This window comes from Pseudomonas sp. YQ_6 (assembly GCF_043103245.1).
Lineage (GTDB): Bacteria > Pseudomonadota > Gammaproteobacteria > Pseudomonadales > Pseudomonadaceae > Aquipseudomonas > Aquipseudomonas alloputida.
In genome coordinates, this window is record NZ_JBICJR010000030.1 from 39,968 (window position 1) to 63,813 (window position 23,846).

The following is a 23,846-nucleotide window of genomic DNA, read 5'->3' on the forward strand; positions in this document are numbered from 1 at the left end:
AAACAGGAAAACGGGGCAGCACCTGCCACCCCGGCAGTCGATCAGATGGCCACCAGGTGGCCATCGTCGAGCTTCAGCACACGGTCCATCTGCCGCGCCAGGTTGAGGTCGTGGGTGACCACCAGGAATGCCGTGCGCGAAGCGCTGGACAGCTCCTGCATCAGCTCCTGGATGCCTTGGGCGGTATGGTGGTCGAGGTTACCGGTCGGCTCGTCGAGCATCACCAGGCCGGGGCGGTTGACCAGCGCCCGGGCAATCGCCACACGCTGGCGCTCGCCGCCGGAAAGCTCGGCCGGCTTGTGGTTCAAGCGGTGGCCCAGGCCTACCCGCTTGAGCAGCGCCTCGGCACGCTCCCGGGCCTCGGGGATGGGCGTCCGGCCGATCAGCAGCGGCATGCACACGTTCTCGATAGCGGTGAATTCCGGCAGCAGGTGGTGGAACTGGTAGACGAAGCCCAACTCGCGGTTGCGTAGCAGGCCACGGGCACGCTCGCCCAGTGCCGACAGCTCTTCGCCTGCCAGCCACACGCTGCCCTGGGTCGGCCGGTCGAGGCCGCCCAGCAGGTTGAGCAAGGTACTCTTGCCCGAGCCGGAACTGCCAACGATGGCCACCCGCTCACCGGCCCGCAGTTCCAGGTTGAGCCCGGACAGCACCTGCACCGACTCCGGGCCCTCGTCGTAGGACTTGCCCAGGTTGCGGCAACTCAGAACGGCTTTATCACTCATGCGCGACTCACTCATAACGTAGCGCCTCTGCAGGCTGGGTGCGGGCCGCACGCCAGGCCGGATACAGGGTGGCGAAGAAACTCAGGACCAGTGCCGCTCCACAGACCATGTACACGTCCTGGGCCAGGATCTGCGACGGCAGGTAATCGATGAAGTACACGTCGGCGTTGAGGAACTTGTGGCCGATCAGTGTCTCGATGCCGGCGATCGCCGCGCTCACGTTCAGTGCCGCGAAGATCCCGACCACGGCGCCGATCAGGGTACCGATCACCCCGATCACCGTGCCCTGGACCATGAAGATGAGCATGATCTGCCCGGGCGTGGCGCCCAGAGTGCGCAGGATGGCGATGTCACCGCGCTTGTCGTTGACCACCATCACCAGGGTGGAAATGATGTTGAACGCCGCTACCGCCACGATCAGCAGCAACAGCAGGCCGATCATGGCCTTTTCCATACGGATCGCCTGGTACAGGTTGCCGTGGGTACGGGTCCAGTCACGGCTATAGAATTCCTGGTCGCCCAGCTGCTGGGCGATGCTCCAGGCTACGCGCGGCGCCTGGAACAGGTCGTCGAACTTCAGGCGCAGGCCCTGGACCTGGTCGGGCTTCCAGCGGTGCAGGCGGGACAGGTCACTGATGTTGGTCAGGCCCAGGTAGCCGTCGATCTCGCCCGCGCCAACGTGGAAGGTGCCAACCACAGTGAAGCGCTTCATGCGCGGGAACATGCCGGCGGGGGTCACGCTGACCTCGGGGGCGACAAAGGTGAGCTTGTCGCCGATGGCAACGCCCAGCTTGGCCGCCGCCTTGTCGCCGATCATGATGCCCCACTCGCCCGGCGCCAACTGGTCCAGGCGGCCTTGCAAGACGAAGTTGTCGATGATCGACACCTCGCGCTCGCGAGCGGGGTCAATGCCATTGAGCAGCACCTTCTGCACCTTGCCATCATGGGTCAGCAGGCCCTGCATCTGGGTGAACGGCGCAACCGCTACCACCTGCGGATTCTGCTTTACTTGTTGGGCAAGGGCCTGCCAGTCGGCAATGGGCTGGCCGCTCTCCAGCGTGGCATGGGGAATCATCCCCAACACGCGGGTGCGCATCTCGTGGTCGAAACCGTTCATCACCGACAGCACCACGATCATTACCACCACGCCCAGGGCGAGGCCGATCATCGAGGTCAGGGAAATGAACGAGACGAAGTGATTGCGACGTTTGGCACGGGTATAACGCGTGCCGATGAATGCGAAAAGAGGTCTGAACATGTCGGGGCTTGTTCGGATGAAAGGGAACGTCCTTGTGGCGAGGCGCCTACGGCGGCTTTACACTCGGACCACCGCCGCTACCTTGGGTTCGCCATGACGACATTAGACGAAGAAGATCGCCGCGAATACTACCGCATCGAAGATCGGATCGCACTTCAAATAAGCCCCCTTAGCGCGGCCGAAGCCCTTGACCCAGATGTGTTGCAAGATGATTCGCCGCTATTCAACCTGCTCAGCGAGCTGCACCTGGCCGACTTCGAGTCGCAACACCTGTTGCGCCAGCTAAGCGACAAGGACCGTACGCTCGCCGCGTTCCTGCGGGCACAGAACAAGCGCCTCGACTTGCTCAGCGCGGTGGTTGGGCAAACCCTGCTTGGCGAGGTCGGCGAGCCGCTGCCGGTGGTCATCTCCGAAGGCGGCATCGAATTCGCCCAAGCCACACAGATTGCCCCCGGTACCCGAGTGAAAGTAAAAATGGTGCTGATGCCGCGCGCCCATGGCCTGCTGCTGCGCGGCAAGGTCACCCATTGCGACCCTCGCCCTGAGGGCGGCTTCGAGGTCGGCACCGAGTTCATCGACATGACCGACGCCCAACGGCAACTGCTGGCCCGTTACATCCTGCAGCGCCAGCAACAGCAACGGCGCCAGCAGCTGGAACTGAACGACTCCGCCTCCTGAGCCAATTTCTCCCTGATTTGAAGGAACGAACGTGACCCTGATCTACGGCCATCGCGGCGCCAAGGGCGAAGCACCCGAGAACACCCTGAAGAGCTTTCAGCAATGCCTGTCCCATGGCGTGACCCGCTGCGAGCTGGACCTGCACTTGTCATCCGACAACGAACTGATGGTCATCCACGACCCCACCCTCAAGCGCACCACGGGCCGGCGCGGCAAAGTGGTCGAGCACCCGGCCGCCGAACTGGTCAAGATCGATGCCCGCAAAGGCGGCCCGGGCCATGTGCAGCCCTGCCCGATCCCGAAACTGGAAGAGCTGTTCGAAAAATGCCCGTTCGAGCACTGGCAACTGGAGGTGAAAAGCGCCTCGCGCACCCGCGCGGCCACCACCGTCCTGGCGATCCGTGAACTGGCCCAGCAATATGGCCTGCTGGACAAGGTGACCATCACCTCAAGTTCACGCGAAGTACTGGGCGCCGCCCTGGAACTGGTGCCAGACGTGAAGCGTGGGCTTGTGGCCGAATACGCCTGGCTCGACCCGCTGAAGGTGGCACAGAACTACGGCTGCGAACTGCTGGCATTGAACTGGACGCTGTGCACCCCCGAGCGCCTGCTCAAAGCACAGGGCCAGGGTTTGCATGTGTCGGTATGGACGGTCAACGAGCCGGCACTGATGCGCCGGCTTGCTGACTTTGGTGTGGACAGCCTGATTACAGACTTTCCCGGTTTGGCCAAGACCACCCTCGGGTAGGGTTGAAATCGGTCTCTCCGACCGGCTCAGGCCACCGGTCGGAGCCGCTCAAAAAAGCCGGTTCAGGCCGTCATAGGCAGCTACCCGATAGGCTTCGGCCATGGTCGGGTAGTTGAATGTGGTGTTGACGAAGTACTTCAGGTTGTTCTGCTCACCCGGCTGGTTCATGATCGCCTGGCCAATGTGGACGATTTCCGAAGCCTGGTAGCCGAAGCAATGCACGCCGAGGATTTCCAGGGTTTCGCGGTGGAACAGGATCTTCAGCATGCCCTGCGGCTCGCCGGCGATCTGCGCACGCGCCATGCTCTTGAAGAAGGCCTTGCCCACTTCGTACGGCACCTTGGCCTGGGTCAGCTCCTGCTCGTTCTTGCCGATCGAGCTGATCTCGGGAATGGTGTAGATACCCGTCGGCACGTCGTTGACGAAGCGCCAGCTGCCGTTATCGACAATGCTGCCAGCGGCCGACCGGCCCTGGTCATGAGCGGCACTGGCCAGGCTTGGCCAGCCGATCACGTCGCCGGCACCGTAGATGTTCGGCACGGTGGTACGGTAGGCCTCGTCGACCTCGATCTGGCCGCGGCTGTTCACCTTGATGCCGATGTTTTCCAAGCCCAGCTTGTCAGTATTGCCGGTACGGCCGTTGCACCACAGCAAGGCGTCAGCCTTGATCTTCTTGCCCGACTTGAGGTGCAGGATCACCCCGTTGTCCAGGCCTTCGACGCGCTCATACTCTTCGTTGTGGCGCACGGTGATGTTGTTGTTGCTGAAGTGGTAGCTCAGCGCTTGGGAAATTTCCGAGTCGAGGAAGCTCAGCAGCTGGCCACGGTTGTCGACCAGCTCGACCAATACGCCCAGGCCACTGAAGATCGAAGCGTACTCGCAACCGATCACGCCGGCACCGTACACGATCAGCTTGCGCGGGGTATGGCTGAGGCTGAGGATGGTGTCGCTGTCGTACACGCGCGGGTGGTGGAAGTCGATGTCGGCCGGGCGGTAGGGGCGCGAGCCGGTCGCGATGATGATGTGCTTGGCGTTGAGCTTCTCGACCACGCCGTTCGGGCACACCACTTCCACGGTTTGCTCGTCGGCAAAGCTGCCAGTGCCGAAGAACACGTCGACGCGATTACGGGCATAGTAGCCGGTGCGCGATGCCACCTGCTTGGCGATGACCTTCTCGGCGCTTTTCAGCACGTCCGGGAACGAGAACCAGCGCGGCTCGCCGATGGCACGAAACATCGGGTTGGTGTTGAACTGCATGATCTGCCGCACCGAGTGACGCAGTGCCTTGGACGGAATGGTACCCAAGTGGGTGCAGTTGCCACCGACCTGGCGACGGTCATCGACCATCGCTACCTTGCGCCCTGCTTTGGCGGCGTTCATTGCCGCGCCTTCACCGGCCGGGCCGGAACCCAGCACCACTACGTCGTAGTTGTAGACAGCCATGCGTACTCCTTCAGAACTGGCCCGCAAGCCACGGTCGCTCGCGGGGCACGATCATGCCGCCGGGGCGCCATGAGAAAATTCGGGTGCAGTCTAATCAACCCTGAACGCCGCGCACATTAACCCTTGGTCGCGTCGTAGGCCAATTTTGCCCGCACTACATATGCTTCACCCATTCCCTGGCGGCAATCATCCCTGCTTGTGCTTTCACTGGCCTTTCACTGCCCGTTCGAACGCGGGCGTAGCTCGGGAGACGAAGCCTCCCTCTGCTCGAGTCACCAAAACCGCAGCCAGATCATGCGCCACGGCAAAATCCCAGCCTCGCTGTGGGCCCAGGATGAGCAGCAGCGTCGAATAGCCATCGGCCAGCAGTGCTGAGGCGTCCAGCACCGTAACGGCAGCCAGGTCATGTTCGACCGGGCGCCCGAGGCGGGCATCGAAGGTGTGCGAATAGCGCCGGCCATTCTGCTCGAAATAGTGCCGATAGTCACCCGAGGTTGATACTGAAAGGCTATTGACCGGGATGATCTGGCGGGCGATCTGACGGTCTTCGCGGGGCAGTTCCAGGGCAATACGCCAAGGGCTGCCGTCAGGCTTGCGGCCAACCGCCTTCAGCTCGCCAGTGGCCTCGGCGACAAAACTGCTGATACCCATGGCCTGCAGGCGCGCAGCGATCAAGTCGACAGCATGGCCGGCGACGATGCTGTTGAAGTCGAGCTGCACCGGGGCATCCTTGCACAGGGCTCGACCTTTGACGCGCAAGTGCTGGTAACCCACGCGCTGGCGCACCTGGGCCAGTGCCTGTGGTTCGGGCACTTGCTCGTGACGGGCCTGAGGGCCGAAGCCCCACAAGTCGAGCAATGGCTCTACCGTGAGATCGAAAGCGCCATCGCTCTGCTCGGCAAGGTGCTGGCCCAGGCTGACCAACTCGAGCATATCAGGCGGCAAGGCCAGGCACTGGCCCGCAGGTAAGCGGTTGAACTGGCTTACGATGGAGTCGCCGCGGTAGGTCGAGTAGTGGTGATCGATGTCGTGCAGGATGGTTTCCACCGCCATCTGCACCTGGGCCGGCAGCGGGCCACCAGGCTCGCGGACGTACTGGATGCTGTAGCTGCTGCCCATGGTCGGGCCACCCAGGCGCTCCAGGGTGGGGCCTTGGTTGCAGGCGGTGAGTAGCAGCAGAATGAACAGTAGGGCTGTGCGCAAGGTTTGGTTTCTCGGTTGCCGGGGCTGGCCTCTTCGCGGGTAAACCCGCTCCTACAGGGGCAGCGATAGTCCTGTAGGAGCGGGTTTACCCGCGAAAGGGCCGGCTCTGACAACACACATTCAGAATAAAAAAAACGGGAACCCGAAGGTTCCCGTTTTTTCATTTCCTTACAAGCGAATCAGCGTGGAAACGCTGGCGGGTTCACACCGGCCATGTCTTCCATCACACGAACCACCTGGCAGCTATAACCGAATTCGTTGTCGTACCAGACGTACAGAACAACGCGGTTGTCGTTGGCGATGGTCGCCTCTGCGTCAACCACACCGGCGTGGCGCGAGCCGACGAAGTCGGTCGAAACCACTTCCTGGGAAGCCACGTAGTCGATCTGCTTGTGCAGCTCCGAGTGCATGGCGGTCTGGCGCAGGTACTCGTTGATCTCGTCGCGGGTGGTGGCCTTTTCCAGGTTCAGGTTCAGGATGGCCATCGAAACGTTCGGCGTCGGGACACGAATGGCGTTGCCGGTCAGCTTGCCCTTCAGCACTGGCAGTGCCTTGGCAGCAGCGGTGGCGGCGCCGGTTTCGGTGATTACCATGTTCAGCGGCGCGGCACGGCCACGGCGGCTGCCCTTGTGGAAGTTGTCGATCAGGTTCTGGTCGTTGGTGAACGAGTGAACGGTTTCGACGTGGCCGTTGACGATGCCGTACTGGTCGTTGATGGCCTTGAGCACCGGCACGATGGCGTTGGTGGTGCAGGAGGCCGCCGAGATGATCTTGTCATCGGCAGTGATATCACCGTGGTTGATACCGTGCACGATGTTCTTCAGCGCGCCCTTGCCAGGTGCGGTGAGGATCACGCGGGCAGCACCCGGGCAGGCCAGGTGCTGGCCCAGGCCGTCGGCGTCACGCCATACGCCGGTGTTGTCGACGATGAGCGCATTGTCGATGCCGTACTGGGTGTAGTCGACTTCGCTCGGGCTCTTGGCGTAGATAACCTGGATCAGGTTGCCGTTGGCAGTGATGGTGTTGTTGGCTTCGTCGATGGTGATGGTGCCATCGAACGGGCCGTGCACCGAGTCACGGCGCAGCAGGCTGGCACGCTTGACCAGGTCGTTTTCGGCGCCTTTGCGCACGACGATGGCACGCAGACGCAGGCCGTCACCACCACCGGTCTTCTCGATCAGGATGCGCGCCAGCAGGCGGCCGATGCGACCGAAGCCGTACAGGACAACGTCGGTGCCTTTGCGCGCCGAAGCGTTCTGCTGACCGACCACGTCGGCCAACTCTTCACGGACGAACTGCTCGGCAGTGCGGCCATTGCCTTCCTGCTTGAACTTGTTGGCCAGCTTGCCCAGGTCGACCGATGCGGCGCCCAGTTTCAGCTCGCTCATGGCCTTGAGCAGGGGGAATGTCTCGTGGACGGACAGTTCGGTTTCGTCGGTTTGGCGGTGGCGCGCAAAGCGGTGCGCCTTGAGAATCGAGATAACCGAACGGTTGATCAGGCTGCGGCCATAAATCGAGCTCACCACATTGTTATTGCGGTAGAGCTGACCGATAAGCGGGATCATCGCTTCAGCCAGGGCTTCACGATCAATCCACTCACCAAGACACTGGTCGGGCTTCTGAGTCACGGGAACCTTCCACATGTAGGGACAGAAAAAAGGGGCTACATTATGACGCCCCAACGCGGAACCGGCAATGAGTGCCTGACGCAGTGACGCAAGCCAGCGTTCATGCCCTTTCGAGCCTGACAGCCGGCACCGTCACCGGTACAATCGGTCTCTTTGCCGCAACGCTTGGAGTGCAATCTCCCGTGTCAGTTCTGCGCCTACCGCAAATGTCGGCCACGGCCGGCAAACAAACCTGGGGCAACCTGCCCGGTGCCGCCCTCAGCCTTGCCATCGCCGAAGCCGCCAGCAGCGCTGGCCGCTTCACCCTGCTGCTGACGGCCGACAGCCAGGCCGCCGACCGTCTGGAGCAGGAGCTGCGCTTCTTTGCCCCGGACCTGCCCGTGCTGCCGTTCCCCGATTGGGAAACCCTGCCCTACGACCTGTTCTCGCCACACCAGGACATCATCTCCCAGCGCATCGCCAGCCTGTACCGCCTGCCGGAGCTGAGCCACGGCATCCTCGTGGTACCGATCACCACCGCCCTGCACCGCCTGGCGCCCACGCGTTTTCTGCTGGGCAGCAGCCTGGTGCTGGATGTGGGCCAGACCATCGACGTGGAACAGATGCGCCTGCGCCTGGAGGCCAGCGGTTATCGTTGTGTCGACACCGTCTACGAGCATGGCGAGTTCGCCGTGCGCGGCGCGCTGATCGACCTGTTCCCGATGGGCAGCAAACTGCCCTACCGCATCGACCTGTTCGATAACGAGATCGAGACGCTGCGCACCTTCGACCCCGAGACCCAGCGCTCGATCGACAAGGTGGATTCGGTGCGCCTGCTGCCAGCACGCGAATTCCCGATGCAGAAGGAAGAAGTGACCCGCTTCAAGGCACGCTTTCGCGAGCGCTTCGACGTCGACTTCCGCCGCAGTGCAATCTTCCAGGACCTGGCCAGCGGCATCATCCCCGCCGGTATCGAGTACTACCTGCCACTGTTCTTCGAAGAAACCTCGACCCTGTTCGACTACCTGCCGACCGACACCCAGGTGTTCTCGCTACCCGGTGTGGAACAGGCCGCCGAGCACTTCTGGAACGACGTGCGCGGGCGTTATGAAGACCGCCGCGGCGACCTCAGCCGGCCGCTGTTGCCGCCGGCCGAGCTGTTCCTGCCGGTGGAAGATTGCTTCGCCCGGCTCAAGCAATGGCCCCGGGTGGTGGTCAGCAGCGAAGAGCTGGAGCTTGGCGTGGGCCGCGAGCGCTTCCCGGCGCGCGCCCTGCCCAACCTGGCCATCGAGGCCAAGGCCAACCAGCCGCTGGCCGAGCTGGCCAACTTCCTCGACCAGTTCCCCGGCCGCGTACTCTTCACCGCCGAATCAGCAGGCCGCCGGGAAGTGCTGCTGGAGCTGCTCGAACGTCTGAAGCTGCGCCCGCATACCGTCGAAGGCTGGGACGACTTCATTACCGGTGCCGAGCGCCTGGCGATCACCATCGCCCCGCTGGACGACGGCCTGCTGCTGGACGATCCAGGGCTGGCCCTGATTGCCGAAAGCCCACTGTTCGGCCAGCGGGTGATGCAGCGCCGGCGCCGTGACAAGCGCGGCGAAACCGCCAACGACGCGGTCATCAAGAACCTCACCGAGCTGCGCGAAGGTGCGCCGGTGGTGCACATCGACCATGGCGTCGGCCGCTACCTGGGCCTGGCCACCCTGGAAATCGATGGCCAGGCCGCCGAATTCCTGACGCTGGAATACGCCGAGAACGCCAAGCTGTATGTGCCGGTGGCCAACCTGCACCTGATCGCCCGCTACACCGGCAGCGACGACGCCCTGGCACCGTTGCACCGGCTGGGTTCGGAGGCCTGGCAGAAGGCCAAGCGCAAGGCCGCTGAACAGGTCCGCGACGTGGCCGCCGAACTGCTCGATATCTATGCTCGCCGCGCCGCGCGCAAGGGCTACGCGTTTGCCGACCCGTCGGCCGACTACGCCACCTTCAGCGCCGGCTTCCCGTTCGAGGAAACCCCGGACCAGCAGGCCGCCATCGAGGCCGTGCGCGCCGACATGCTGGCCCCCAAGCCAATGGACCGCCTGGTCTGCGGCGACGTGGGCTTCGGCAAGACCGAAGTGGCCATGCGCGCGGCGTTCATCGCCGTGCACAGTGGCCGCCAGGTGGCCGTACTGGTGCCCACCACCCTGCTCGCCCAGCAGCATTACAACAGCTTCCGCGACCGCTTTGCCGACTGGCCCGTGACCGTGGAAGTGATGAGCCGCTTCAAGTCGGCCAAGGAAGTGGCCGCCGCCGCTGCGGACCTTGCCGAAGGCAAGATCGACATCCTCATCGGCACCCACAAGCTGCTGCAGGACGACGTGCGCTTCAAAGACCTGGGCCTGGCCATCATCGATGAAGAGCACCGCTTTGGCGTGCGCCAGAAAGAACAGCTGAAGGCGCTGCGCAGCGAGGTCGATATCCTCACCCTGACCGCCACGCCGATTCCGCGCACGCTGAACATGGCGGTGGCGGGCATGCGCGACCTGTCGATCATCGCCACGCCGCCAGCACGCCGCCTGTCGGTGCGCACCTTCGTCATGGAACAGAACAAGAGCACGGTCAAGGAGGCGCTGCTGCGCGAACTGTTGCGCGGTGGCCAGGTGTACTACCTGCACAACGATGTGAAAACCATCGAAAAATGCGCCGCCGACCTTGCCGAGCTGGTGCCCGAGGCACGCATCGGCATCGGCCACGGGCAAATGCGCGAACGCGAGCTGGAACAGGTGATGAGCGATTTCTACCACAAGCGTTTCAACGTGCTGGTGGCCTCGACCATTATCGAAACCGGTATCGACGTGCCCAGCGCCAACACCATTGTCATCGAGCGCGCCGACAAGTTCGGCCTGGCCCAGTTGCACCAGCTGCGTGGCCGGGTTGGCCGTAGCCACCACCAGGCCTACGCCTACCTGCTCACACCTACCCGTCAGAAGGTGAGCGCCGACGCCGAAAAACGCCTGGAGGCGATCGCCAACACGCAAGACCTTGGCGCAGGCTTTGTGCTGGCAACCAACGACCTGGAAATCCGCGGTGCCGGCGAGCTACTGGGCGAAGGCCAGAGCGGGCAGATCCAGGCGGTGGGCTTCACCCTGTACATGGAAATGCTCGAACGTGCGGTCAAGGCAATCCGTAAAGGCACCCAGCCGAACCTTGAGCAACCACTGGGCGGCGGCCCGGAGATCAACCTGCGCCTGCCGGCACTGATCCCCGAGGACTACCTGCCTGACGTGCATGCGCGCCTGATCCTGTACAAACGCATCGCCTCGGCTGCCGACGAAGAAGGCCTCAAGGACTTGCAGGTCGAGATGATCGACCGCTTCGGCTTGCTGCCAGAGCCGACCAAGAACCTGATGCGCCTGACGTCACTCAAGCTGCACGCGGAAAAGCTCGGCATCAAGAAAGTCGATGCGGGGCCCAACGGTGGCAAGCTCGAGTTCGAAGCCGAAACACCGGTCGACCCACTGACCCTGATCAAGCTGATCCAGGGTCAGCCCAAACGTTACAAGTTCGAAGGCGCCACCCAGTTCCGCTTCCTGGTACCGATGGAACGCCCCGACGAACGTTTCAATACCCTGGAGGCGCTGTTCGAGCGCCTGACCCCACAGCCTGCCTAAGGAAGACTCATGCGTGCCATCCGTTGCCTGACCCTGCTGCTGGCGCTGTTCGCCCCAGCTGCCTTCGCCGAAGGCCTGTATCAGGTAGAAATGATTCTGGTGCGGCAGAACAGCGTGCCCGCCTTCACCAGCCCGTTCGCCCCCGAAGACTGGAGCGCTGGCGCCCCACGCCTGGCGAAAGACGCCGAGCGCCGCCCCGCACTGGAAGATGAAGCCACCCGCCTGGAAGCCACCGCCGACTACACGGTGCTGATGCACAAGGCCTGGCAACAGCAGGTGGGCAGCGAACCCAGCCGCATCGCCCTGGGCGAAGGCACCGAACAGTTCGGGCACTTCCCTATCGAAGGCAACCTGAGCATCGCTGAAGGCCGCTTCATTACCGTCGAGGCCAACTTCTGGGTCAACCAGCTGGATGGCAACGGCAGCGTGCTGCAAAGCGAGCAGTTCAGGCAGAGCAACAGCAACGTCAAGGGCGGCCAGCTGACCTTTCTCGACGGCGGGCACCTGGCGGTGCTGCTGAAGGTGACCCCACCAGGCACGCCGAAAATGCCGGTGATGGACCCGGAGATGATGGAGCAGTAAGCCCATGAAGGACGATGCCGCCGAAATGGTGAACGCCTATCCGAACTGGATTCAATCGTTCAGCAAAGCTGCCCTGCAGCGCGGTGAGCGCTATGCCGAGGAAGGCAGGGCCGAACTGGAAGGCATTCATGGGCCAATCATAACGGCCAGTTGCCAAGGGAGCGGCAACAACCACTACCGGCAACGCATCGAGTTGCACGTAGCGGGCGGCCGCTGCCATGTGCGCGGTGACTGCGATTGCCCGGTACGTCACAATTGCAAGCATTGCGCCGCTGTCCTTTTCTGTGTGAGCGACCGCTTTTCCCGTAGCGAGGTCACGCAAGCCACCCCAGGCGCCTTGTCTGCCGAATTGCAGCACTGGTTGAGCGGCCTGGAGCAGGCCCCGCCCAAAGCCGACGCTACCGAAGACAAGCGTGGGCGCATGGTGTGCTATCAGCTGCAGCTTACCGACGATGCCGGCTGCGCCCTGCTTGTGCGCAAGGGCACGCGGACGGAGGACGGCATCCGCTTCAGCCGCGTCCAGTCCCTTTACGATTTTCTCTACGAGCCACCGCGCTTCGTAACAGACGAAGACATCCGCATTCTGCGCCTGCTCTCGGCCCTGAATCAGGGCGGAGGCCAGGATCGCGGCTACAAACTGAAGGGCCATGAGGGTGGCGAGCTGTTCCAGCGCGCCCTCGAAACCGGCCGAATGTTCTTCGATACCGACCTTCCCCTGCTTCATGAAGGCCCGGTGCGCCACGCCGAGTTTCGCTGGGTACGCCTGGACAACGGAAATTACCGGGGGCGGTGGTACAGCGGCGAAGCGATGCTGCGCTGCGTCATCCCGCTGCTGCCGCTTTACTACCTGGACCTGCCGACCCGTGAAGTGGGCAAGGTCGAGCACAGCCTGGATCCGCACGTCGCCGTGCAGCTGACTATCGCACCCGATGTACCGGAACACCTGGTCGTACCCCTGAGCCACAAGCTCAATGCCCTCAGCCACAAGGTGCCGACCCCGACGCAAGTGCAGGAGCAGTTGCTCGATAACATCCAGCCAAAGCCCCTTCTTGCTCTCGGCAGCCTTGAATACACCGCCTACATGCCGAAAACCGGTCGCATGCAACGGCAGATGCAACACCGCGCCGCATTGGCGTTCGATTATGACGGCTTGCAGGCCAGCGGCACCGACGAGAAGCCGCTGACCCGCCTGGCAGGCAGCACCAGCCAGCGCATTCGCCGCCAGGCTCAAGCCGAGCAGGCGCTGCGCAAGGTGCTGCGCGATTTCGGCTTCAAACCCGCCACACGGCAGAGCAAGGCCCTACCCGACAGCGCCGGCGAAATGCACCAGTTGCCTGACGACGAAGCCTGGCTGCGCTTTGCCCGCGAAGGCCTGCCGCGCCTGCGCGAAGCCGGCTGGGACATCGATATTCACCGCGACTTCGCCTTCAACCTGCAGGAGGTGGACGACTGGTATGCAACCATCGACGAAGCGCCTGGCCATGAATGGTTCGACCTGGAACTAGGCATCGTGGTCGATGGCCAGCGCCACAGCCTGCTGCCGATCGTGTTGCACCTGCTGCGCAGCAGCCCGGAGCTGCTACGCCCTAGCGAACTGGCCCGGCGCAGTGATGACGAACATCTGCTGATCGACCTCAATCGCGGCCGTCTCGATGCCCCGGCTTTGCGCGTCGCCCTGCCCTACGGCCGCATCAAGGCAGTCATGGGTACCCTGGGCGAGCTCTACCTGCACGAGGACACGGCAGGCCCGTCCCTGCGCATGGAGCGTGCCGACGCCGCGCGCCTGAACGAAATCGAAGGCCTGCCCCTGCACTGGGAAGGTGGCGAGCACGTACGCGATCTGGGCCGGCGTCTGCGCGATGCCCGGGACCTGCAGGTAGAACCGCCCACCGGGCTGCAGGCCAGCTTGCGCCCTTATCAGCAGCAAGGCCTGAACTGGCTGCAGGCCCTGCGCGAGATGGGTACCGGCGGCATCCTCGGCGACGACATGGGCCTGGGCAAGACCCTGCAGGCCTTGGCCCATCTGCTGCTGGAGAAACAGTCCGGGCGCCTGAGTGCACCGGCCCTGGCAGTCATGCCGACCAGCCTCATACCCAACTGGCTGGACGAAGCCCAGCGCTTCGCCCCCGACCTGCGCGTCCTGGCACTGCATGGACCGGGGCGCAGCAAGCACTTCACCAAGCTGCATGAGTACGATCTGGTCCTGACCACTTACGCCCTGATGCCACGCGACCTCGAACAGCTGCGCCCCCAGGCCTGGCACGTGCTGATACTGGACGAGGCGCAAAACATCAAGAGCAGCAGCAGCAAGGCTGCCCTCGCCGTCTGCGAGCTACAGGCCGGGCAGCGTTTGTGCCTGACCGGCACGCCGATGGAAAACAACCTGGGCGAACTGTGGTCGATCTTCCACTTCCTGATGCCCGGCTGGCTGGGCGACCTGAAGCGCTTCAACCAGGATTACCGCAACCCGATCGAACGCCACGGTGACAGCGAGCGCATGACCCACCTGGCCAGCCGCATCCGGCCGTTCCTGCTGCGCCGCACCAAGGAGCAGGTGGCCACAGAACTGCCGGCCAAGACCGAGATGGTGCACTGGGTCGAGCTCAGTGATGCCCAGCGCGATACCTACGAGGCCGTGCGAGTGGCCATGGACCAGAAGGTCCGCGACGAAATCGCCCGCAATGGCGCCGCACGCAGCCAGATCGTGATCCTCGACGCGTTGCTCAAGCTGCGCCAGGTGTGCTGTGACCTGCGCCTGGTCAAGGGGGTAGAAAGCAAAGGCAACCAGGCCGACAAGGGCAAGCTGGGTGCGCTGCTGGAAATGCTCGAAGAACTGCTCAGCGAAGGGCGCAGGGTGTTGTTGTTCTCACAGTTCACTTCGATGCTGGCGCTGATCGAGCAGGAGCTCGAGAAGCGCAAGATCCGCTACAGCCTGCTGACCGGCGACACTCGCGACCGTCGCACGCCAGTGCAGCAGTTCCAGCAAGGTGAAAGCGAAGTGTTCCTGATCAGCCTCAAGGCGGGGGGCGTAGGCTTGAACCTGACGGCGGCGGACACCGTGATCCACTTCGACCCCTGGTGGAACCCGGCCAGCGAAAACCAGGCTACCGACCGTGCCTACCGCATCGGCCAGGACAAGCCGGTGTTCGTGTTCAAACTGATTACCCGGGGTACGGTGGAAGAGAAGATCCAGTTGTTGCAGCAGGAAAAGGCAGCACTGGCAGCCAGCCTGCTGGACGGCGGGCAGGCTGGGCAGTGGCGGCTTGGCGATGAAGAAATCGAGGCCCTGTTTGCGCCATTGCCCGGAAAGCGCGGACGGCAGGCCAAAGGGGGATAGAGCGTAGGAGCGGGTTCACCCGCGAATGGGCCGGGCCTGCTGGCCAATTCCCCCCTCGCCGTTCACCGTTGCCGCCACCGTATTCGCGGACAAACCCGACTTGCGGGAACGGACAGGCCCGCGCAGTCAATCGACCAGCTGAGCTTCCTTCAACGCCCCCAACGCCTCCAGCCAGCGCGGCTGTTGGCGATAATCGGTTCGCGCAAACCCTTGCCCACGCATCCGCGCAATCCGCGGCGACGGCTTGACCTTCATGCGCTGCGCTGCACTCAGTGCCAGCTCCGCCGCCGCCCGGTCATTGCACACCAGGCCCATATCACAACCGGCGCTCAGCGCCGCTTCGATACGGCTGGCTGCATCGCCAACCACATGCGCACCGGCCATCGACAGGTCATCACTGAAGATCACACCGTCAAAGCCCAGCTCGCCACGCAGGATGTCCTGCAACCAACGCCGCGAGAAGCCAGCGGGCTGGTTGTCAACCTGCGGGTAGATGACATGCGCCGGCATCACTGCCGCCAGCTGCCCACTCAGGCGGGTAAACGGCACCAGGTCGGCCTGGCGCAGTTGTTCCAGGCTGCGCTCATCGGTGGGGATGGCCACGTGCGAATCGGCTTCGGCCCAGCCATGCCCCGGGAAATGCTTGCCACACGCGGCCATACCCGCCGCATTCATGCCACGGATGAACGCGCCGGCCAGGCGCGTTGCCCGCAGCGGGTCCCCCTCGAAGGCGCGGCTGCCCACCACGGCGCTGCGCTGGTGGTCCAGGTCGAGCACCGGAGCGAAGCTGAGGTCCAGGCCAACCGCCAGTACCTCGGTCGCCATCAGCCAGCCGCACTGCTCAGCCAGGTACTCGGCATTGTCGTTATCGGCCAGCGCACGCATGGCCGGCAGGCGCACAAAGCCCTGGCGCAGACGCTGTACGCGCCCGCCTTCCTGGTCCACTGCCAGGATCAGATCGGGGCGAATGGCGCGGATGGACGCGCACAGTTCGCGCACCTGGCGCGGGTTGTCGATATTGCGGGCGAAGATGATCAGGCCAGCCACTTCCGGCTGGCGAAGCAGTTGACGGTCTTCGGCGGTCAGCCATTTACCGGCGATATCCACCATCAGGGAGCCTTGCAGGCTGACAGTCATGGGTAATCCTTCATTGAAGACAGAGAGAGGCCCACCGGGGGGCAGCAGACACCGGCAGACACGCGCCGTTGGCCACAGGCGGAGCCATACAGGCACTGGTCAGCAAGGGTGATGCGAAGTAGATCGAAATCGGGCATGGGCGCTAGCTTATCGGAAGCGCCCCGCCACGCCCAGCCTTCAGGCCTTGGCGGTAGCCGAACCGGTCTTTGTTCGCGGGCGCAGCTGCGCAGTGGCCATCGCCTCGTCGGTCACACCGCTGTCAGCGCGCATGCCTGCCGCCAGGAACGGCACCATCAGGCGCATCACCTGCTCGATCGAGGTGTTGATGCCGAAGTCGGTCTCGGCAATCGCCCGCAGGGCCTTGATACCGGACATGCTGAAGGCCGCGGCACCCAGCATGAAGTGCACACGCCAGAACAGTTCCAGTGGCGGAATGCGTGGCGCAGCCTCGTTCACCAGCAGCATGTAGCGGCGGAACACCTTGCCGTACATGTCTTCCAGATAGCGCCGCAAGTGACCCTGGCTCTGGCTGAACGCCAGGCCCAGCAGGCGCATGAAGATCGACAGGTCGTTGTTGCTGCGCGGCTGCACGGCCAGCGCCTGCTCTACGAGCATTTCCAGCAGTTCTTCGAGGCTGGGCTTGTGTTCCGGCTTGGCCTGGCGGCGCTCCAGTTCACGCTCGAGACTGGCGCAGAATGGGCCAAGGAAACGCGAGAAAACAGCCTGGATCAGCGCCTTCTTGGAGCCAAAATGATAGTTGACTGCCGCCAGGTTGACCCCGGCCTTGCTGGTAATCAGCCGCAACGAGGTTTCGGCGAACCCCCTTTCCGCGAACAGCTGCTCGGCAGCGTCGAGAATGCGTTCAACGGTTTCCGATTGGGCCATGACTACTCCGACTACTCCGTCAGACAAACAGGTGTTTGAAACATACGTTTCAGCCCTGCTTCTGTCAAGGCTCCGTGACTGGGCGGTCGCCATTTAAAAGCGCCAGCCGGCCCACTGCAAGCGCCACCTCTTCTGTTTATTGCGCCTTTTGGCTTGCAGCGCACCCAGTACTGTATATAATCCCAGTCACTGTACAAAAAGACAGAGCGCTTACCATGTTGAAACTGACGCCACGCCAAGCCGAAATTCTCGCGTTCATCAAGCGCTGCCTGGAAGACAACGGCTTCCCGCCTACTCGCGCCGAGATTGCTCAGGAGCTGGGCTTCAAGTCGCCCAATGCCGCCGAGGAGCACCTCAAGGCCCTTGCCCGCAAGGGCGCGATCGAAATGACGCCGGGCGCTTCCCGCGGCATCCGCATCCCTGGCCTGGAAGCCAAGGCCGAAGAAGCCGGCTTGCCCATCATCGGCCGGGTCGCTGCCGGTGCGCCGATTCTTGCCGAACAGCACATCGAGCAATCCTGCAACATCAACCCTGCCTTCTTCCACCCCCAAGCCGACTATTTGCTGCGTGTACACGGCATGAGCATGAAGGACGTCGGCATCTTCGACGGTGACCTGCTGGCTGTGCACACCTGCCGTGAAGCCCGCAACGGCCAGATCGTGGTAGCGCGTATCGGTGACGAAGTCACCGTCAAGCGCTTCAAGCGCGAAGGCAGCAAAGTCTGGCTGCTTGCCGAAAACCCCGAATTCGCCCCCATCGAAGTCGACCTGAAAGAACAGGAGCTGGTGATTGAGGGCTTGAGCGTCGGCGTTATTCGCCGCTGATCCAGGAGGCGTCATGCAGCAGTTCATTCACGCACCCGAGCAAGCCCAGTTGCCCCTGTTCGAAGCATTCCTCGCCCAGCCTGTGCTGCCTGGCCTGAAAGCCAGGGAACCGGCGCGCAAGAGCAGTCAGCCCGAGCTGTTCAGCGAACTGTCGCTGCGCGGTGCCCCTGGCCACTGCCAAAGCCTGCTGGCACCCGTGCTGCGCGAACTGAGCGAAGAGGACGAGACCCGCTGGCTGACCCTGATCGCCCCACCGCCAAGCCTGACCCATGCCTGGCTGCGCGATGCCGGGCTCAACCGTGAACGTATTCTGCTGCTGCAACCCCGCAGCAATCAAAGCGCGCTGCAACTGGCCTGTGAGGCTTTGCACCTGGGCCTCAGCCACACCGTGGTGAGCTGGCTGGGCAACGTCAATGCCACTGCACGCCAGCAACTGCTACGTGCAGCCAGTGCCGGAAACGCACAAAGCCTGAACATCCGCCTCGGCTGATGTTCAGGCTTTGCCTGTCACTTCAAATAGCCTGATACGCTGCTGCACACTCAGTGCAGCACACGCGGCCCTTCATCACGCTCGAGTTCGCCATCCATCAGGCGACCGGCCATCTGCACACCCACACTGAGCATGGCCTTGGCCACTTCCACATGCTGACCCTGCAGGAACACCTTGGCGTCTTCCGAGAAATCCAGGGTTACCAGAGAGCCCTCATCCTCGGCGCGACGAAGTTCGATGCGGCCGTCAGGCAACTCGACAATTTCCAGAAAAGACGTAGACATAAATGGCAGTTCTCCGCGAAAGGCGATTATTGTACCAGCCGTTGCGGCTATCAGCACTCACTCAACGCGTCACGGAAACGTCTCACCAAACTTTTAAGGTCATTGCGCCAGCTTTCCAGCTCGGCACGCGACAGCGCTGGATGCTCAGGCTCATCAAGATTGACAGCTTGAATCAGGGGCTGGGTAACGTCGGTTTTCGGCGCTTTTCTGGCGACCGGCGGTCGGAACAAATCGGCATAAGCACCGAGCATTTGCGCCAGCCAGGTTTCCCGCTGACGGGCCAGCTCCAGCAACTCGGCCACCTCCGGGATGGCGATACCGTTCAGGGCATCGTCAGCCAGGGCTTGCTCCACCGTTGCGACAACCGGCAGGCGGTAAAAGCCCCCGATCTCATGGCACAGCCCCAACAGAGCACCATACAGGTGGAACAGCGCCGACTCGCGCTCAGCCTGAACCAGGCCTTGGGCATTCATGGCCTGGCTTTGTTCCGCCTTGGCCATGGACTCAAGGGCGAGGCCGGCGAAGAACAGTTTCTGGTTGGTACGGGTGTAGAGTTCCTGGGCCATTTCAGTGCCCTCCCATAAGGCTACAAGGCGGATATCTGCATCATAAATGATTGGGGCCGCTTTGCGCCCCTTCGCGGGCTTGCCCGCTCCCACCAGTACAGCGCCACATTCAAGGGCGGCGCGATACCTGTGGGAGCGGGCAAGCCCGCGAAGGGCCGCAAAGCGGCCCCACATTACAGCACCGATGGATCAGCGCTTGTCTTCAACCTTCCAGGCGTTACCGTCGTAGAACGCCTTCCAGCCGGTCGGCTTGCCATCGACCTCGGACTGCACATACTGCTCCTTGGTCTTGCGGCTGTAGCGAATCACCGCCGGGCGGCCATCCGGGTCTTTCTGCGGCGCATCGCACAGGAAGTGGTACTTCGGGTCGATCTCATGCTTGTGCGGCACAATTTCCATCACCAGCGGCGCACGGGTTTCGCGGTTCTTGGGGAACTGGCTGGCAGCCAGGAACAACCCGGAAGCACCGTCGCGCAGCACGTAGGTATCGTCGACTTTCTCGCACTTGAGCTCCGGCATGTCCACCTTGTCCATCTTCGGTGGCGCCGCCTCGCCGCTCTTGAGCAGCTTGCGGGTGTTCTTGCACGTCGGGTTGGTGCAGCCGAAGAACTTGCCGAAACGGCCGGTCTTCAATTGCATCTCGCTACCGCACTTGTCGCACTCCAGGCTCGGCCCTTCGTAACCCTTGATGCGGTAGTTGCCTTCTTCGATCTCGTAACCGGCGCAATCCGGGTTGTTGCCGCAGATGTGCAGTTTGTGTTTCTCGTCCAGCAGGTAGGCGTCCATCGCCGTGGCGCAGATCGGGCAACGGTGCTTGCCCAGCAACACGCGCGATTCCGACTCGCCCTCGTCGTCAGCGGCAATCTCGTCGCCCGGCACCAGGTTGACGGTAGCCTTGCAGCGCTCTTTCGGCGGCAGGCTATAGCCAGAGCAACCCAGGAACACACCTGTAGAGGCCGTGCGAATCATCATCGGCCGACCACATTCCTTGCACGGAATGTTGGTCATGGTCGGCTGGTTGGCACGCATGCCGTCTTCGCTGGACTCGGCAGTCTGCAGCTTTTTGCTGAAATCGCCGTAGAACTCGTCGAGCACGTTCTTCCAGTCACGCTCGCCCTGGGCCACGTCGTCGAGGTTCTCTTCCATGTCGGCAGTAAAGCCGTAGTCCATCAGGTTGGAGAAACTCTCCGACAAACGCTCGGTGACGATGTCGCCCATCTTCTCAGAGTAGAAGCGGCGGTTGTGCAGCGTCACATAGCCACGGTCCTGGATGGTGGAAATGATCGCCGCGTAGGTCGATGGGCGGCCAATACCGCGCTTTTCCATTTCCTTGACCAGGCTGGCTTCGGTAAAGCGTGCAGGTGGCTTGGTGAAATGCTGGCTCGGGTCGATCTGGATCAGTTTGAGTGCTTCACCCTGCACCATCTCTGGCAGCACATCGTCTTCGCCCGGTTTGCTCTGCTGTGGCAGCACACGGGTGTAACCGTCGAACTTGAGGATGCGGCCCTTGGCGCGCAGCTCGAAATCGCCGGCAGCGACGGTAACGCTGGTGGACAGGTACTGCGCTGGCGGCATCTGGCACGCCAGGAACTGGCGCCAGATCAGCTCGTACAGGCGCTCGGCGTCACGCTCCATGCCGCTGAGCTTGGTCGGGTGGGTATTCACGTCAGAAGGCCGAATCGCTTCGTGCGCCTCCTGGGCGCCCTCCTTGCTGCCGTAAACCAGTGGCGCCTCCGGCAGGTACTGCTTGCCGAACTCCCGTTCGATGTAGCTGCGTGCCATATCCAGGGCGTCAGCCGACAGGTTGGTCGAGTCGGTACGCATGTAGGTGATGTAACCCGCTTCGTACAAGCGCTGGGCCATCATCATGGTTTTCTTCACACCGAAGCCCAGGCGGTTACTGGCCGCTTGCTGCAAGGTAGAAGTAATGAACGGTGCCGATGGCTTGCTGCTGGTCGGGCGGTCTTCACGCTTGACCACGCTGTAGCTGGAAGCCTTGAGCTTTTCCAGCGCAGCCATGGCCTGAGCTTCATTCAGCGGCTTGAAGGCCTCACCCTTCTCGCGCGCCACCTCGAAACGCACCTTGGCGTTCTTGGCGGTGCCGAGGTCGGCGTGGATCTCCCAGTACTCTTCCGGGATGAACGCGCGGATTTCACGCTCGCGCTCTACCACAAGCTTCACCGCTACCGACTGCACACGGCCAGCGGACAGACCACGGGCAATCTTTGCCCACAGCAGCGGCGAAACCATGTAACCGACCACGCGGTCGAGGAAACGCCGCGCCTGCTGGGCGTTGACCCGGTCGATGTCCAGCTCGCCTGGCTGAGAGAAGGCCTCCTGAATGGCCTTCTTGGTAATTTCGTTGAACACCACGCGCTTGTAGCGGGTGTCGTCACCCCCAATGGCCTCGCGCAGGTGCCAGGCAATGGCTTCCCCTTCGCGGTCCAAGTCGGTTGCGAGATAGATGGTGTCGGCATCCTTGGCCAGGCGGCGCAGCTCTTCGATCACCTTTTCCTTGCCAGGCAGGATCTCGTACTTGGCCTTCCAGCCATGGTCGGGGTCGACGCCCATGCGTGCCACCAGCTGGCGGCGGGCCTTCTCTTTCGGCGAAAGCGCCGGCGCCTCACCCGCAGCCTTGCCACGCTTGGCGGCCGGCTCTTTGCTCGCGCTGGCCGAACCGCTGGTGGGGAGGTCTCGGATATGGCCGATACTCGACTTCACCACGTACTGGTTGCCCAGGTACTTGTTGATGGTCTTGGCCTTGGCCGGGGATTCCACAATGACCAGCGATTTGCCCATGGATCGGAGTATTCCTGAATCTGAAGATAAAAAACGCGCCAAGTGCCAGACGCGGCACCGCTATATATAGTGGCAAAAGTGTGAGGTCAAGCTCGGACGATCACGCGTGCGACTTGCCCAGCAACCCGGGCAGCCCCTCTTCGGCCTTGACCAAAGCAAAGCGTGGCACCTGCTCGCCGTCAAATTCGACGGACTCCTGGAACATCGACAGGGGACGTACCCAGAAGCTGTAATCACCATACAGGCATTGGTAGAACACCATCCACTCTTCGGTTTCGGAGTGCCGCGCAACACTGAAGACACGGTACTCAGGCCCTTTGTAATGCCGGTATACGCCTGGTTGTATCTGCATGTTGCACACCTCCTGAATAAAACCTGAAAAAACAAAACCGGGGCACTAGGCCCCGGCTGCTGTCCCGCTACGCGATCAGACGCGTTCGAAGACAGTGGTGATACCTTGGCCCAGGCCGACGCACATGGTCGCAACACCCAACGTACCGCCATTTTGCTTCATGACGTTAAGCAGGGTGCCGGAAATCCGCGCCCCGGAGCAACCGAACGGGTGGCCCAAAGCAATGGCGCCGCCGTGCAGGTTAACCTTCTCATCCATCTTGTCGAGCACTTTCAAGTCTTTCAGCACGGGCAGGGCCTGTGCAGCGAAGGCTTCGTTGAGCTCGATGAAGTCGATATCGGCCATGGTCAAGCCCGCACGCTTGAGGGCTTTCTGGGTCGATGGCACCGGGCCATAACCCATGATTGCCGGGTCGACACCGGCCACTGCCATCGAACGGATCACCGCCAATGGCTGGATACCCAGGTCCATGGCGCGCTGACCGGACATGACGATCATGCACGAGGCGCCGTCGGTGATCTGCGACGAGGTACCGGCCGTGACCGTACCGCCTTTCGGGTTGAACGCAGGCTTGAGCGACGCCAGACCTTCGAGGGTGGTTTCCGGGCGAATGGTTTCGTCGAAATCGAACACCTTCAGGAAGCCGTTCTCGTCGTAGCCCTGCATCGGGATGATCTCGTCCTTGAACTTGCCTTCGACCGTGGCCTTGTGGGCCAGCTGGTGCGAGCGCAAGCCGAACAGGTCCTGCTGCTCACGGGTGATGCCGTGCATCTTGCCGAGCATCTCTGCAGTCAGGCCCATCATCCCGGAAGCCTTGGCGGCATGCAAGGACAGGTGCGGGTTGGGGTCGACGCCGTGCATCATGCTGACGTGGCCCATGTGCTCCACGCCACCCACCACGAACACATCACCGTTACCGGTCATGATCGCCTGGGCAGCAGTGTGCAGGGCGCTCATGGACGAGCCGCACAGGCGGCTGACGGTCTGCGCCGCAGAGGTGTGCGGGATCGGGGTCATCAGCGAAGCCATGCGGGCGATGTTCCAGCCCTGCTCCAGGGTCTGGTTGACGCAGCCCCAGATCACGTCCTCGACTTCTTTCGGGTCGACCTTGCCGTTGCGTTCCAGCAGTTTGCTGATCAGGTGCGCCGACATGTCTTCGGCGCGGGTATTGCGGTGCATGCCACCCTTGGAGCGGCCCATTGGCGTGCGACCGAAGTCGACAATCACCACGTCTCTTGGATTCAGGCTCATATCAAATCTCTCGCTCTAGCTCGT

General features: G+C 62.7%; 19 protein-coding genes. 7 read left to right on the plus strand and 12 right to left on the minus strand.

Features of this window, described 5'->3' with window-relative positions; genetic code table 11:
• Positions 1-41: 41 nt before the first annotated feature.
• Both lolD and ACF8FG_RS09725 read right to left on the minus strand, forming a co-directional pair.
• Entirely contained in the window at positions 42-725 is a 684-nt protein-coding gene (gene lolD, locus ACF8FG_RS09720) for a lipoprotein-releasing ABC transporter ATP-binding protein LolD (RefSeq protein WP_172830932.1), read from the minus strand.
• Positions 726-732: 7 nt separating this feature from the next.
• Positions 733-1,983 carry a lipoprotein-releasing ABC transporter permease subunit gene (locus ACF8FG_RS09725; RefSeq protein ID WP_010953141.1) on the minus strand — a complete coding sequence of 417 codons (1,251 nt, stop codon included), beginning with the start codon at positions 1,981-1,983 and terminating at the stop codon, positions 733-735.
• A 93-nt stretch (positions 1,984-2,076) separates the two neighbouring features.
• Here ACF8FG_RS09725 and ACF8FG_RS09730 point away from each other — a divergent pair, with 93 nt between their 5' ends.
• Positions 2,077-2,661, plus strand: coding sequence for a PilZ domain-containing protein (locus tag ACF8FG_RS09730; protein ID WP_019436882.1), 585 nt, complete (start codon positions 2,077-2,079; stop codon positions 2,659-2,661).
• 31 nt (positions 2,662-2,692) lie between these two features.
• Complete coding sequence (locus ACF8FG_RS09735; protein ID WP_003248799.1) at positions 2,693-3,409, plus strand: glycerophosphodiester phosphodiesterase family protein; 717 nt, start codon at positions 2,693-2,695, stop codon at positions 3,407-3,409.
• A 48-nt stretch (positions 3,410-3,457) separates the two neighbouring features.
• Here ACF8FG_RS09735 and sthA read toward each other — a convergent pair whose 3' ends face one another.
• From sthA to ACF8FG_RS09750, 3 genes are all read right to left on the minus strand, one after another.
• Positions 3,458-4,852 carry a Si-specific NAD(P)(+) transhydrogenase gene (gene sthA / locus ACF8FG_RS09740; protein ID WP_003248797.1) on the minus strand — a complete coding sequence of 465 codons (1,395 nt, stop codon included), beginning with the start codon at positions 4,850-4,852 and terminating at the stop codon, positions 3,458-3,460.
• A 204-nt stretch (positions 4,853-5,056) separates the two neighbouring features.
• Positions 5,057-6,055: an FAD:protein FMN transferase gene (locus tag ACF8FG_RS09745; RefSeq protein WP_014591773.1), complete on the minus strand. Its 999-nt coding sequence runs from the start codon at positions 6,053-6,055 to the stop codon at positions 5,057-5,059.
• A 179-nt stretch (positions 6,056-6,234) separates the two neighbouring features.
• Positions 6,235-7,698: a glyceraldehyde-3-phosphate dehydrogenase gene (locus ACF8FG_RS09750; RefSeq protein WP_010953137.1), complete on the minus strand. Its 1,464-nt coding sequence runs from the start codon at positions 7,696-7,698 to the stop codon at positions 6,235-6,237.
• 167 nt (positions 7,699-7,865) lie between these two features.
• Here ACF8FG_RS09750 and mfd point away from each other — a divergent pair, with 167 nt between their 5' ends.
• From mfd to ACF8FG_RS09765, 3 genes are read left to right on the plus strand one after another with little or no spacing between them, the layout of a single operon-like run.
• On the plus strand, positions 7,866-11,315 hold the full coding sequence (mfd, locus tag ACF8FG_RS09755) for a transcription-repair coupling factor (protein WP_392518742.1): 3,450 nt from the start codon (positions 7,866-7,868) through the stop codon (positions 11,313-11,315).
• A 9-nt stretch (positions 11,316-11,324) separates the two neighbouring features.
• A complete protein-coding gene (locus ACF8FG_RS09760; protein WP_014591776.1) occupies positions 11,325-11,897 on the plus strand; it encodes a CsiV family protein in 573 nt (190 codons plus the stop codon).
• Positions 11,898-11,901: 4 nt separating this feature from the next.
• Complete coding sequence (locus tag ACF8FG_RS09765; RefSeq protein WP_267273773.1) at positions 11,902-15,234, plus strand: DEAD/DEAH box helicase; 3,333 nt, start codon at positions 11,902-11,904, stop codon at positions 15,232-15,234.
• Positions 15,235-15,360: 126 nt separating this feature from the next.
• Here ACF8FG_RS09765 and nagZ read toward each other — a convergent pair whose 3' ends face one another.
• Positions 15,361-16,359 carry a beta-N-acetylhexosaminidase gene (nagZ, locus tag ACF8FG_RS09770; RefSeq protein WP_172830957.1) on the minus strand — a complete coding sequence of 333 codons (999 nt, stop codon included), beginning with the start codon at positions 16,357-16,359 and terminating at the stop codon, positions 15,361-15,363.
• A 189-nt stretch (positions 16,360-16,548) separates the two neighbouring features.
• A complete protein-coding gene (locus ACF8FG_RS09775; protein ID WP_010953132.1) occupies positions 16,549-17,256 on the minus strand; it encodes a TetR/AcrR family transcriptional regulator in 708 nt (235 codons plus the stop codon).
• A gap of 215 nt (positions 17,257-17,471) precedes the next feature.
• Between ACF8FG_RS09775 and lexA the strand changes: the two genes are divergently transcribed.
• Entirely contained in the window at positions 17,472-18,080 is a 609-nt protein-coding gene (gene lexA / locus ACF8FG_RS09780) for a transcriptional repressor LexA (protein WP_010953131.1), read from the plus strand.
• 13 nt (positions 18,081-18,093) lie between these two features.
• Entirely contained in the window at positions 18,094-18,570 is a 477-nt protein-coding gene (gene sulA / locus ACF8FG_RS09785; RefSeq protein WP_014591779.1) for an SOS-induced cell division inhibitor SulA, read from the plus strand.
• Between the two features lie 50 nt (positions 18,571-18,620).
• Here sulA and ACF8FG_RS09790 read toward each other — a convergent pair whose 3' ends face one another.
• The 5 genes from ACF8FG_RS09790 to fadA all read right to left on the minus strand — a co-directional run bounded on the left by ACF8FG_RS09790 (position 18,621) and on the right by fadA (position 23,822).
• Positions 18,621-18,854: a hypothetical protein gene (locus ACF8FG_RS09790; RefSeq protein WP_003248777.1), complete on the minus strand. Its 234-nt coding sequence runs from the start codon at positions 18,852-18,854 to the stop codon at positions 18,621-18,623.
• A 50-nt stretch (positions 18,855-18,904) separates the two neighbouring features.
• Positions 18,905-19,420, minus strand: a complete 516-nt coding sequence (locus ACF8FG_RS09795) for a DUF6586 family protein (RefSeq protein WP_003248773.1) — start codon at positions 19,418-19,420, stop codon at positions 18,905-18,907.
• A gap of 189 nt (positions 19,421-19,609) precedes the next feature.
• A complete protein-coding gene (topA, locus tag ACF8FG_RS09800) occupies positions 19,610-22,219 on the minus strand; it encodes a type I DNA topoisomerase (protein WP_014591780.1) in 2,610 nt (869 codons plus the stop codon).
• Positions 22,220-22,319: 100 nt separating this feature from the next.
• The gene (locus ACF8FG_RS09805) at positions 22,320-22,571 is read right to left on the minus strand and encodes a DUF1653 domain-containing protein (RefSeq protein WP_003248769.1); all 252 of its coding nucleotides are present in this window, start codon (positions 22,569-22,571) and stop codon (positions 22,320-22,322) included.
• Between the two features lie 75 nt (positions 22,572-22,646).
• Positions 22,647-23,822 carry an acetyl-CoA C-acyltransferase FadA gene (gene fadA / locus ACF8FG_RS09810; RefSeq protein ID WP_010953128.1) on the minus strand — a complete coding sequence of 392 codons (1,176 nt, stop codon included), beginning with the start codon at positions 23,820-23,822 and terminating at the stop codon, positions 22,647-22,649.
• Between the last annotated feature and the right edge of the window lie 24 nt (positions 23,823-23,846).